The sequence below is a fragment of the Serratia sp. TSO36 genome (assembly GCF_057808395.1).
Map to the genome: position 1 here is coordinate 15860 of NZ_JBJZOU010000012.1, position 12089 is coordinate 27948.

The 12089-nt window shown below is 52.8% G+C and carries 12 protein-coding genes, 1 tRNA gene and 1 pseudogene; 9 read left to right on the forward strand and 5 right to left on the reverse strand.

Features of this window, described 5'->3' with window-relative positions; translation table 11 throughout:
• Nucleotides 1-46 precede the first annotated feature (46 nt).
• Complete coding sequence (gene rlmI, locus ACK3CV_RS09340) at nucleotides 47-1231, reverse strand: 23S rRNA (cytosine(1962)-C(5))-methyltransferase RlmI (protein WP_033637902.1); 1185 nt, start codon at nucleotides 1229-1231, stop codon at nucleotides 47-49.
• Between the two features lie 379 nt (nucleotides 1232-1610).
• Here rlmI and ACK3CV_RS09345 point away from each other — a divergent pair, with 379 nt between their 5' ends.
• The 3 genes and pseudogenes from ACK3CV_RS09345 to yccX all read left to right on the forward strand — a co-directional run bounded on the left by ACK3CV_RS09345 (nucleotide 1611) and on the right by yccX (nucleotide 3783).
• Entirely contained in the window at nucleotides 1611-1991 is a 381-nt protein-coding gene (locus ACK3CV_RS09345; RefSeq protein ID WP_033637903.1) for a hypothetical protein, read from the forward strand.
• A 394-nt stretch (nucleotides 1992-2385) separates the two neighbouring features.
• Nucleotides 2386-3348, forward strand: a pseudogene (locus ACK3CV_RS09350) (acyltransferase family protein).
• Nucleotides 3349-3504: 156 nt separating this feature from the next.
• Complete coding sequence (gene yccX, locus ACK3CV_RS09355; protein WP_033646563.1) at nucleotides 3505-3783, forward strand: acylphosphatase; 279 nt, start codon at nucleotides 3505-3507, stop codon at nucleotides 3781-3783.
• A 34-nt stretch (nucleotides 3784-3817) separates the two neighbouring features.
• Here the strand turns inward: yccX and tusE are convergent, their stop codons facing one another.
• Together tusE and yccA are read right to left on the reverse strand one after the other, a co-directional pair.
• Nucleotides 3818-4147 (reverse strand): sulfurtransferase TusE, encoded by a 330-nt coding sequence (tusE, locus tag ACK3CV_RS09360; protein ID WP_004928095.1) that lies wholly within the window; start codon nucleotides 4145-4147, stop codon nucleotides 3818-3820.
• A gap of 111 nt (nucleotides 4148-4258) precedes the next feature.
• On the reverse strand, nucleotides 4259-4918 hold the full coding sequence (gene yccA / locus ACK3CV_RS09365; protein ID WP_117286946.1) for an FtsH protease modulator YccA: 660 nt from the start codon (nucleotides 4916-4918) through the stop codon (nucleotides 4259-4261).
• Between the two features lie 230 nt (nucleotides 4919-5148).
• Between yccA and ACK3CV_RS09370 the strand changes: the two genes are divergently transcribed.
• Nucleotides 5149-5236 (forward strand) — tRNA-Ser (locus ACK3CV_RS09370).
• 227 nt (nucleotides 5237-5463) lie between these two features.
• A complete protein-coding gene (locus ACK3CV_RS09375) occupies nucleotides 5464-5679 on the forward strand; it encodes a hypothetical protein (protein ID WP_016928277.1) in 216 nt (71 codons plus the stop codon).
• 93 nt (nucleotides 5680-5772) lie between these two features.
• Here ACK3CV_RS09375 and ACK3CV_RS09380 read toward each other — a convergent pair whose 3' ends face one another.
• Together ACK3CV_RS09380 and ACK3CV_RS09385 are read right to left on the reverse strand one after the other, a co-directional pair.
• Entirely contained in the window at nucleotides 5773-6255 is a 483-nt protein-coding gene (locus ACK3CV_RS09380) for a FidL-like protein (RefSeq protein WP_033646562.1), read from the reverse strand.
• The gene (locus ACK3CV_RS09385) at nucleotides 6256-7053 is read right to left on the reverse strand and encodes a winged helix-turn-helix domain-containing protein (RefSeq protein ID WP_060425599.1); all 798 of its coding nucleotides are present in this window, start codon (nucleotides 7051-7053) and stop codon (nucleotides 6256-6258) included.
• A gap of 403 nt (nucleotides 7054-7456) precedes the next feature.
• Here ACK3CV_RS09385 and ACK3CV_RS09390 point away from each other — a divergent pair, with 403 nt between their 5' ends.
• The 4 genes from ACK3CV_RS09390 (at nucleotide 7457) to ACK3CV_RS09405 (ending at nucleotide 12087) form a co-directional block, all read left to right on the forward strand.
• Complete coding sequence (locus ACK3CV_RS09390; protein ID WP_164140798.1) at nucleotides 7457-8068, forward strand: response regulator transcription factor; 612 nt, start codon at nucleotides 7457-7459, stop codon at nucleotides 8066-8068.
• A gap of 181 nt (nucleotides 8069-8249) precedes the next feature.
• Nucleotides 8250-8834 carry a fimbrial protein gene (locus tag ACK3CV_RS09395; protein WP_033637910.1) on the forward strand — a complete coding sequence of 195 codons (585 nt, stop codon included), beginning with the start codon at nucleotides 8250-8252 and terminating at the stop codon, nucleotides 8832-8834.
• Nucleotides 8835-8883: 49 nt separating this feature from the next.
• Nucleotides 8884-9579 carry a fimbrial biogenesis chaperone gene (locus ACK3CV_RS09400; RefSeq protein ID WP_033637911.1) on the forward strand — a complete coding sequence of 232 codons (696 nt, stop codon included), beginning with the start codon at nucleotides 8884-8886 and terminating at the stop codon, nucleotides 9577-9579.
• Between the two features lie 15 nt (nucleotides 9580-9594).
• Nucleotides 9595-12087, forward strand: a complete 2493-nt coding sequence (locus ACK3CV_RS09405; RefSeq protein ID WP_060418418.1) for a fimbria/pilus outer membrane usher protein — start codon at nucleotides 9595-9597, stop codon at nucleotides 12085-12087.
• Nucleotides 12088-12089 lie beyond the last annotated feature (2 nt).

A 12089-nucleotide genomic window follows, 5' to 3' on the forward strand; every position in this document is an offset into this window, starting at 1 on the left:
AAACAATGCCTTGCTCATATATGGGGGCAGGGCAGCGCATTTCAAGTTACATCACCCGACAAGCGAATCCTTTCAGATACAGCCCCTCAGGGTATGTGGCGATCACCGGGTGATCGGCAGCCTGTCGGAACTGCTCTATAAATTGTACATCACGTCCGGCATCTACAGCGGCGTCGGCCAAAATTTTCTGGAACAGGTCGGTCGGCATCAGGCCGGAGCAGGAGAAGCTGAGCAGAATGCCGCCCGGATTCAGCAGCTGCAGCGCCAGCATGTTGATGTCTTTGTAGCCGCGGCAGGCGCTGGCCAACTGATTCTTGTTCTCGACGAATTTCGGCGGATCCATGATGATCAGATCGAATTTTTCGCCCTGAGTGCGGTAGTTGCGCAGCAGCTGGAACACGTCATCGCGAACGAACTCCGCTTTGTTCAGATCCAGCTTGTTGAGCTCGACGTTCTGTTTGGCGATATCCAGCGCCGCCTGCGAGGTATCCACGCTGATCACCTGCGCGCAACCGCCCATCAAAGCGGAAACGGCGAAGGCGCCGGTGTAGGAGAAGCAGTTCAGCACCCGACGGCCGGCGGAGTAATTGCGCGCCGCCAGGCGGCTGTCGCGCTGGTCGAGATAGAAACCGGTTTTGTGCCCCTGCTGAATGTCCACCAGCAGCTTCATGCCGTGTTCGGTGATCGGCAGCAGTTCCGGCGGCAGATCGCCCAGCACCGGGCCCTGCGCCAGCGGCAGGCCTTCTTTTTTACGTACCGCAACGTCGGAGCGATCGTAGATCGAACATTCCGGGTAGCAATGCTGCAGGGCGGAAAGCAGGGCCGGGCGCTGGTATTCGGCACCGGCGGACAGCAGCTGCAGCACCAGGAAATTCTGGAAGCGATCGATAGTGATGCCCGGCAGGCCGTCGGACTCGCCGGCGATCAGGCGGTATCCGTCCAGACCGTCGCGCTGTGCGACCCAATCGCGCCAGCTTTGCGCTTGCTGCAGGCGGCGAATGAAGAAATCGATGTTAATCTCTTCATCTTGCTGGAAGGTCCAGACGCGTGCGCGGATCTGCGACTCGGGCGAATAGGCGCCGCGTGCCAGCCACTTACCCTGGCTGTCGAGGATATCAATGGTTTCACCGGAGTGGGCTTTGCCCTCAACGCGTTGAACGGCGCCGGAGAACACCCAAGGGTGGCGACGGAGTAAGGACTTTTCACGTCCTTTGGCGAGATGTAAGCGCATGGTTAAACTACTTTTTATTCAATGGGTTAATTGGCTGGATTCAGCGTTTGCCAAAATAAGTTCGTCATCATAGCTGAATCTGACAGCGTTCACTACCGCGTTGGCTCGGATTGTATCGCGTTATCTCTGCGGGCGTCGCACCGAAGAGAGAGAAAGTGCAGCCTTCAAACTGAAGAAATGGCAGCTTAAAAAGGTGTATTATAGCATGTCAGAGATGAAAGCATGTTGATCAGTGCGTGAAGGCGCTTTTTTACCTGCAGGATTGGATGTTTGACAGTGGATTATGCTTTATATGGCATAAGGCTACAGAGTGATATATTTATTCTTGTTAAGAGTATTTTAGGCTGTTTTTGTAATATAAAGTGAAGGGAGTGCACCAGTGAGATTCTTTTTGTTTTTCATTTTTTTTATGACGACTCACACAGTATTGGCTAACGAGTGGGTTTTTAGTGATGATGAAAACGCTATAAGTGATGGGGTATTAAAGATTTCGGTTCAGGCTGGGCATTATAAAATTTCATTTCCACCTACTGCGAACCCAAACTCAGGTGCTGTGTCGATTAACGGCGAGCGGTTTTACGGTAACCGTTCTTTTGGATTCGACGGCGAGCAAGCCGACATAATGATTGATAGATTATTAAAGGTAAAGAGTGCTCAGGTTGAATATGATGATCGTTTTAAAACGAAAGTCGTTCGCAAGTTGGTTGATTTTTCTGACATTACATCATCCCTCGATAGCTTGAAAAATAAAAGTCATTGACACCTCTCACATCATCGACGATAGAGCAGATGGCTTTACTCGAAATAGGAATAGTGCTGCCGCTTGGTTGCCCGGTGGTATGTTTACCCACTACGGCTGGCCGACGGTACGCTTTCTTGTGAGCAAGCAGGGCCCATCATTCAAGAGTGTGGATTGAAGATTACCGTTTTGTTTTTAACTACTTGATTGTTATTGTCTTTTGTGAAATCTCATAGTGATTGATTTCAGGCTGAGGTTCGCCTCACGGAAGAAAGCCTATCTCCGGGCAGATGGGAATGTAAGCTTTTTGTAGGTTTTTTGTGAATTTTAGGTTTTTTCGCATTGACAAAAATCTTAACTTAATCTGTTATTGAGCACCTGATGTTTATTATGCAGATATTAGGATTTTTCTTAAATGTCTAAAGAAAGAAGCTTGTCGTTTGATTTTTTGAAAGGGTTGCTTATCTTGCTCGTCATCGTGGGACATTTATTGCCAGGCAGTGCTGATGTCGGTTTGCGTGGGGCAATATATTATTTCCATATGCCGCTTTTTCTAGGGGTGACGGGCTACTTTGTTCGGCGTTATTTTCTTGATGGCGGCGTGATTAGCGTGCTGAAAAAGTATCAGTGGCGCATGATAATTCCTTATATGTTGGCATTCGTTGTTTACAGCGTTTATTCTCTTTACTCCTCAGAAGAAGTAGGTTTAAAGCAGTTCATCGGTCTATTTCTTTACCCCTACTATCATCTTTGATATATCCCAGCAGTGATCATATTCGTGCTATATACTATGGTCATTTACAAGAGTAATTTCTTAATTGGTTTCTTTCTGTTCACTTCCGCTGTGTTATCTATTGTCTGGTACTGTTACGCCGACACGCTGGAAAACCAATATGCCTGGCTGAAATTCATTGGTGATAAGCGTTTCTATTATTACTACTCCTTCTTTTTATTAGGTTTCCTGGTCGGGGATAAGAATTTTCACGGTAACCCGCTGGCGTTGTTCGCTATCGCGTTGGTCGTAGGCATATTAGGGTACTATGAACCGAACGGGGCACTGCTGGATGCCGCCTCATGGTTTGCCTTTAATGCTGCGTTGTTGCTATTGATGGTGAGTTTGTGTAAACGCCTGAAGCTGAGAATTGAGGGCTTTGTGGTCAAAATGGGGCAGGTATCTCTACCTATTTATCTTTGGCATGTGTTACCCATTTTGCTTGTCGGAGCAATGGTCGATAAGGATACGTTAGGTTTTTATCTCAGCGTAACGGCCATTATTTTCGCTCTGGTCATCATATTTATCCGCTTGCGTGGCAAAAGCAGATTTATCGACTCTTTCTTTTACGGGGAAAGGGCCAACTGGCTACCCGCCGAAAAATAGCAAGTCTGCCCCGGCCGAGGGAGCTCGGCCGTCTACTTTTACGTAAGCCTCTATTATAGAAGTTGTTGTCCTCTGGCTCCTTGCCTCTTTATCTTTTGATTGAGTTTCTATACTCAATACATACTTATTCTTTAGACAAGATAACAGGGGGCGATTATGACACAAGTTTGCATTGCTGCGTATGTGTATGGCGTGGTGCAGGGGGTTGGGTTTCGCTATTCCACCCAGCGGCAGGCCGAGGCGTTGGGGGTGACAGGCTATGCGCGCAATCTCGATGACGGCAGTGTTCAGGTGGTGGCCTGCGGCACACAGGCGCAGGTGGACAAGCTTCTGGAGTGGTTGAAACAGGGCGGCCCGCGCAGCGCGCGCGTCGAACGTGTGCTGGTGGAGCCGCAGGGCCTGGCAGATTACAGCGGGTTTGGCATTCGTTATTAAACGCTCGCCTGCAGCGGCGCGGCGGGCAGAGCGGTCAAATGCATTTTACCGGTTTCGGCAATCCGGCGATTTTGGTGGCTTGTTTGGCCGGCCCTTTCGGGAACAGGCGATACAGATAGCGGCTGTTGCCTTTTTCTTCGCCGTATTTCTGCGCCATCGCTTTGACCAGCATGCGGATAGCCGGTGAGGTATTAAATTCCTGATAGAAGTCGCGCACGAAGCGCACCACTTCCCAGTGTGCTTCGGTGAGCACGATCTCTTCCTGCGCGGCCAGCAGCGGCGCCAGCCCTTCATGCCAGTCGGCGCTGTTTTTCAGATACCCCTGCGCGTCAGTGTCGATAACCTGACCTTCAAACTCCAACATACTGCCTCGATAACGGATAATTCGGAACGGCCGCCAGTTTAGCAAATTTTTTCAGCCGCAAAAAACAAAGCCCCGCCGGAGCGGGGCCTGGAAAGCTGGTGTAACGTGCGATCAGTTGCTGCGGGCGAAGCCCAGAATGCTCAACAGGCTGATGAACATGTTGTAGAGCGACACGTACAGGCTAACGGTGGCGCGAATGTAGTTGGTCTCGCCGCCGTGAATGATGTTGCTGGTTTCCCAGAGGATCGCGCCGGCGGAGAACAGGATGAACATCGCGCTGATGGCCAGGTGCAGGGCAGGGATCTGCAGGAACAGGTTGGCGATCACCGCCACCAGCAGTACCACAAAACCTGCCATCATCATGCCGGACAGGAATGACATGTCTTTACGGGTGGTCAGCACATACGCTGAGCAGCAGAAGAACACCGCTGCGGTGCCGCCCAGCGCCAGCATGATCAGATCGCCCGCGCCGGCGTTCAGGAACGAGCTGAGAATGGGGCCGAGGGCATACCCCATGAAACCGGTCAGCGCAAACGCCGCCAGAATGCCTGCCGGGCTGTTGGCCAGTTTATGGGTCAGGAACATCAGGCCGTAGAAACCAACCAGCATCAGCAGCAAGCCCGGCGCCGGCAGCCCCAGCATCGTGCTGGCGGTCGCGGTCAGCGCCGAGAAAGCCAGCGTCAGGGATAACAGGAAATAGGTGTTGCGCAGGACTTTATGCGTGCTGAGCAGCGAGTCGCGCGAAGAAGATGAGACGACAATGCGGTCCATAATGCTCTCTCTTATCAAGCCATCACAAAATAATCCCGATGATAGGCAGCGCAAGCGCTTGATTAAAGTTTGTTTACCAATCTTTACCCTTAGTTATCATTGTTGCAACAGCAGGGAGGAGCGGACGCGCGTTTGTTCGCCGTTTGCTGCGTCTTCGCCGATTTTTCGCGCGGTTGAACGCGCCCGGGCTTTACAAGCGAATGAGGTCTGTTTATAGTGCGCGTCGTTGCGGAGGGGTGGCCGAGTGGCTGAAGGCAACGGTCTTGAAAACCGTCGACGGGAAACCGTTCCAGAGTTCGAATCTCTGCTCCTCCGCCATACATTCTGACCCCGTGCTCTCTGAGCACGGGGTTTTTGTTTTTGCGTGCGCAGAAACCGAGGCGCTTTTGCAGGAAACGCGATCGGCTATTGATAAGGGCTACGCATCGGTGAGATTATGCGGTCATCAAGGTTGGCTGCTCGGATGCCTGCTGCTGTCAGGCACCGCCGGGGTGATAAACAACGCCGCCTTATCGATTTCGCTTAATGCTCTTATGGAGACAGAGATGAACTGGTATCAAGTCGCCCTATGGACCATGATCTTTCTGAAGTCCGGCGCTTTCCTGGTATTCGTGTGGTGGTGGATGTTCAAACGCGCAACCAAACCTTATGTGCGCCCGCAAGACGTCGTGGTGGACGATACGCCGTATGATGAGAACCTCACCATGGAAGAGGTGATGAAAAACCATGGCATCGTCCGTACGGATATGTCGGTAAAATAGCCCTTCCTCCCCAATCGGTATCTGGGGCGCGTTTGCCATAAGCGCGCCCCGTTGCGATCCTTCGCTGTCTCTCTATGGCATTCTGTTCTCAGGTTAACGGCATAGCGTTACCGGGAAAAGCACGCCATGAACGATGTACGCATCCTGCCGAGCTTTACGCATCGAAAAAACGCCGTTCTTAATGCCGAGAGAGATCATGGGGATTTCCTGGGTCAGCTCATCCGGCGCGTTGTCGTCGGGCGTTTTGCTGATTTCTCGGTGGGTGGTCATGTAAAACCCGTCATCTAACCTCTTTATATCAAAGTTTATTTTCCTATCCAGGCTGTAGGTTTTGCCTCTCACGGTGATGTCCCCACGCTGCACGATCATGGCATGATGTTCGTCATAGATGAATAAACTGCCCGTCACTTTTAATTCCAGGTCATCGCCTGAAGCTAATCGTTTTTTAGTGATCGTATCGGCCTGGCAATTCATATGCACAGGCGCGGCGGGGGTTAAAACGCGAAACAGCACAATGAAGAGAATCACTGCCAAAAATCCGATAGTCAGCATTTTGGGGTTGAGCAATGCGGCCATTTATTTTCCGTTGAGAATTTTGTAGGTAACACACTGGGTATATCGATCTTGTGAGCCGAGATAACACACACCGAGGAAGGTGTTATAAGTCAACGTGTGTTTTACGGAGGAAAAATAGATGTCCGCTTTACTGGCTATACAATCCACACCGCTCTCTTCTAGCGCCTGGTTGACCATGCGCTTTTCCAGTTCGTCATCAATATGCTTGTCCGCATCCAGAGAATACAAGGTGCAGCGGTCTTTTTTCCCTAACGAGATTAAATTTTCTCTGGGTTGATCAGGCGGTTCAACAGGATAGAACGCCGCGACAAACAACAGCGGAATAAATGCGCCGCAGATAGCGGCAATAGCGCGAATATTTACCTGTTTCTGCGGCGGCGTGTTATGTGATTCGGCAACCGACGGGAAAGACGAAAGCGGTACTGAGGCGGCAGAAGGGGGCGTTTCATTAACGGTTGCCTGCGGTGATGGGTAAATATCAATCATGGCGGTAAAGCAAAAACCGACTTTCGCCAGGGTCTTTATCGGGGAGGTTTCTCTCCCCAGCAGTTTGAACGCTTTCCTTATTTCACTGACGGCTACATTGAGGCTGATCGATGAGCCTGAAAAACCATACTCTTCCCATACCTTTTTTATCAATATCTCACGTTTCAATGGGATATTCGGATGAGTCAGCATTTCAATTAACAGGCGCGAGGCCGGATTGGATATCCGTATCGATGACTCATCGTTATCAATGAGTTGGAGACGACACGCGTTTGCGTCATAGAGCACGCAGAGGTCGATAATATATTTCATGTATTCAGGTTTTTATAATGGTATAGGCTTCCAGGTCGCGGCTAGTATTTAGTGAAACGTCGGTCAGGTCAAGGTTCTGGGTGGGAAACATAAATAATTCAGGGGGATTTTTATTTCTTCGACGAACAGAATGCATGGTGCATTGCTCTTTTTATTGCACCTAATAGCATTAAATTCTGAAAATATCTAATTTGTTAGATTATAATAATTAAAATTTGCGTTAATGAAAATAATGTTCCTGTTGTTAATGATTTGATGCAGAATTATCTTAGTGTTTTACGGCGCCTGCTTATGTGCCGGGCGCTTATTGATGGCTCCCAAACGGCAATGCGATTTTTCCAAGAAAACGGCAGGTATTTAGTGCAAGGCATCGCCGTTGTCTTTAGCCATGGATGGAGGAAGTATGCTCAGTATCGGTATCGTATCTGAAAACATCTTTTTCAGAGAGGCGATGAAAAGGATATTGGCGCCAAGGATTTTTCATAAGGATCACGTTATTGCTTACTACGACGATCTGCCTTTGGCCATGGGGCGAAATTGCCACGATATTCTGATCGTCGATGATGCGATAAAAAGCCTGTTGCGTTTCAGCATGGCGGCAGCGTTATTGTCTGCTATTCATGGCGTGAAAATTTTTTTGACGACAGAAGAGAAGCGTCGTCTGTTATTTCGTTCTGTCACGCGTGATGTGGTGGTGCTCGATAAAAGAGTGCGAGTTCCCGACATGAATAAGGAATTGTCTTTGCTGCTGGCTAATATTGCGCAGCATTCTGCATTAAATGGAAACGTTGAGGGTGGGGCGGCCCGCAATACGAAAATTTGCCTGACTGAAAGTGAAGTGGAAACGCTTCATTTGCTTTCTTTCGGCTATACGGTGACCCAGGTATCCCGAATGCTTGATAAAAGCGTAAAAACGGTCAGCACGCAGAAATGCAGTGCATTACGCAAAATGGGATTGAAGAATCGGGTGCACAATTTATTGGACATTTCATCCGGTTTCTCGGCGGTTATCTAGGAGTTCGTTATTTTGTCGCTTTTATTATCGGCTGATGAATAACGCTATGGCTTGATTTTATAAAAACAGGAATGTGTTCACCCTTTTGCCTCTGTATTACGGGGAGGGATTGTTTCATCCCGCCAGCAGCGGCTGCTTTTTATTTATTCTCTCAAACCAAACTGTTATGGAGTTTTATCTCATGATGAAGAAGATGCTTTCTGTTGCAATCATGGCGGCCGCGGTCGCTGCGCCTGTGGCTTTTGCTGAAGACAATTCCGCCGGTGGCGTGATTAACTTTACCGGCGCCATTACCGACACCACCTGTACGATTAACGGCGGCAAGAGCGCGGATTTCACCGTAGCACTGAGCCCGATCTCGGTGACCGACGCGGGTAACACCGTCGGGCCAATCACCAAGAACAAGAAGTCCTTCTCGTTGACCTTCTCCGGCTGTTCGCCGGCGGCCGGTACCGCAGGCACCCCGCTGAAAATCTACTTCTCCTCCGCGGATAACATCTCCACCGACGGCAAATATTTGCTGAACAACTCGGTCAACGAGAACGACGCTTCCGTCGCGAAGAACGTAGGCTTCTCTCTGGCGGAAACCGGTTCTTCCACCCCGATCCAGCTGAACGTGCCTTATGTCACCGACATCATGGGCGACAAAGAGGCGCCGGATTCAGAAACCCTGACGCTGGACGCGTACTACTACAAAACCAACGCCGAAGCGGCAAAAGTGGGCGCTCTGAGCTCCAACGTGACTTACACCATTTCTTACCTGTAATCGCGCTGACAGCCAGGCCCTTGATAGGGCCTGGCCACCCGGGGGAACGATGAAAAAATACATGATGATAGCGGCGCTGTTGCTGGGTTCCGTTGGCGCGCAGGCCAATGTGGTGGTTAACGGCACGCGGGTGATCTATCCAGCAAACAACAAGGACGTGATTGTCCAATTGCTGAATAACGGTACCGACCCCTCGCTGGTTCAGGCCTGGATCGACGACGGCGATATCAATTCCACCCCGGAAACCGCCAATGTGCCGTTTTTGCTGTCGCCGCCGGTGGTGAAAGTGAACGGCAACAGCGGGCAGCAGCTGCGTATTCAGAAAGTTGGCGCCGCGTTGGCGGCGGATCGTGAATCGGTGTTCTACCTCAACGTGCTGGATATCCCGCCGACGCCGGAAAACCTGCAGGGCACCAATACGTTGCAGCTGGCGATCAAGTCGCGCATCAAACTGTTCTACCGCCCGCAGGCGTTAACCCGCGGCGTGGAAAATGCGTTGGAAGAACTGACGCTGCAAGCCAATGGTAAAGGCTTCAACGTCATCAATAAAAGCCCGTATTTCATTACGGTAGCGAATATAGGTCAGGGTGCGGACAAGCATCTGCTGGTTGATTCGCTGATGGTCGCGCCGTTTTCCACCCAGTTTGCCGCCAGCAAACGAGCTGTCAGCAAAAACGCCCGTTATGACCTGATGTATATCGACGATCTGGGGGCTTACAAGTCTAAAGCCATCACCGCACACTAACCTGAAAGAACAACAATGAAGCTGAATAAAAAAGTCCTCTCGCTGCTGACCGCCTCTTCATTCTTGTTGCCGGATACGGCCTGGGCGGTGACGTTCGATACGTCGCTGTTGGCCGGCGAATCGCGCGATTCCGATCTCTCGCGTTTTTACCTCAATAATGACATGCCTGCCGGCCGGCAGGAGATCGATGTGTATGTCAACCATGACTGGAAAGGGCGCTATGCGCTGCTGTTTGGCACCCAACGCGACGATATCCAAATCGACTACCAGGATGCGCAGCGGCTGGGCATCGATCTGAGTCAATTGCCGGCGCCTCAGGCGCCCCAGACGACGCTGTCGATCGCCACGCTGGTGCAGGGCGGTCGGTTCGATATGGACGTCGGCGCGCTGAGCCTGCGGCTGACGGTGCCGCAGGCGCGGGTCAACCGATCGGAGGCGGGATACGTGGATCCGGCCTTCTGGAATCGCGGCATCTCCGCATTGACGCTGGCCTACAACGCGACGTACTACCACGCCGAGGCGCGCGGCGACGGCAATCGCAGCAACAACGACGATTTTTATACCGGGCTGGAATCCGGGATCAATCTGGCCGGTTGGCAATTTCGCGACAGCAGCAGCTTTCGCCACGGCAGCGGGCGGGGGAGCCACTGGCAGAACAACACGCGCTATCTGCAGCGCGGCTTCGCCGACATCAAATCCAACCTGACCGCCGGCGATTTTTATTCGCCGGGGGATCTGTTCGACTCGGTGCGCATCCGCGGGGTGGCGCTGGCGTCGGACATCAGCATGCGCCCCAACTCGCAGCAGGGCTTTTCACCGATCGTGCGGGGCGTGGCGCAAACCAACGCCCTGGTGAAAGTGGTGCAGAACGGCAACGTGATCTACCAGGAAAACGTGCCGCCGGGTGCCTTTACCCTCGACAGTATTCAGCCGACCGGCTCGGCGGGCGATCTGTGGGTGACGGTCAAAGAGGCGGATGGGCGTGAACAGTCGTTCAGCGTGCCGTTTTCCGCCGTACCCAACATGTTGAAACAGGGCGTCAGCCAATACAGCGTGCTGGCCGGCAAGGTGAACGAAAGCAATACCGATTACGATCCCGGCTTTGTGCAGGGCACCCTGCAGTACGGTTTCAACAACCTGGTAACCGGCTATGCCGGCAGCATTTTGAGCGACGACTATCAGGCCTGGCTGCTCGGCAGCGGCTGGAACCTGCCGATAGGGGCGGTGTCCATCGACCTGACGCATGCCGATACCCGTCTGAAAAACCGCCGTGAAAGCGGGCAGAGCTTCCGTATCGCCTACAGTAAATTTCTCGATGCCACCGCGACCAACTTCACGCTGGCGGCCTACCGTTACTCCACCCGCGGTTACTACAGCTTTACCGACGCCATTTACTCTAATGACGGTTACCGCCAGCTGGAACGGCAGTTTGACCGCTGGCGCGACGAGGAGGGTTTGTCCGAACTGGATATGAACACCTGGGATGCGCTGCGGTCCGCCCGGCCGAAAAATACCTTTACGCTTAACCTGAACCAGCGTCTTAACGAAGGGTGGGGCACGCTGTTCTTCTCCGGCTCCCAGCGCGATTACTGGACGGCCAACGCGAAAAGCCGCGAATACCAGTTGGGATACTCCAACAATCTGGGGCGCGTCAGCTACTCCGTTTCCGCCAGCCGGGTGCGCAACAGCCAGCGTGAGGAAGAGACGCGTTATTACCTGTCGTTCAGCCTGCCGCTGTCGGTGTTCGAGAACAACGCCTACCTCAGCACCGGCCTGTCGGCGACGGACTCTCACTATCAGCAAAGCACGGTCAGCCTGAGCGGCAACGCGCTGGAGTCCAACCGTCTGAGCTACTCGCTGAACGGCAGCAATCGCAGCGGCGGCGACAACATGGCCGGCGTCAATGCGGCCTACCGTACCCGTGTCTCGACGCTTGGCGTCTCCTACAGCGAAGGCAACGATTATCGCCAGAGCGGCCTCAGCGCGCGCGGCAGCCTGGTGGCGATCCCCTGGCATGTGCTGGCGTCGAACGAAATCGGCAACACCATGACGGTGGTCGAGGCGCCGCAGGCCGAAGGGCTGATGGTCAACGGCGACGAAAGCATCGTGACCAACGCCCAGGGCCTGGCGCTGGTGCCCTATGCCACGCCATACCGGCAAAACTCGGTCACGCTGTCGGATACCGGCCACAGCAGCGGGGCGGAAATCAGCGGCAACGTCGCCAACCACGTGCCTTACTACGGCGCGGTCAGCTACCTGAAATTCGAAACCGATCAACGTCAGCCATTCCAGCTGCGGGCGCAGCGCGCCGATGGCGCACCGCTGCCGTTCGGCGCCGAAGTGCTGGATGAAAACGGCCGGTCGATAGGCTTTGTCGGCCAGGCCAGCGTGCTGTACCTGCGCGTCGAACAGCCGCCAACGGCGTTGACGGTGCAACTGCGCGACGGCCGTTGCCGCATCGCCAAACCGACTCTGGCGCTCGACGCGTCGCCCGGCGTTTGCCGCTAATA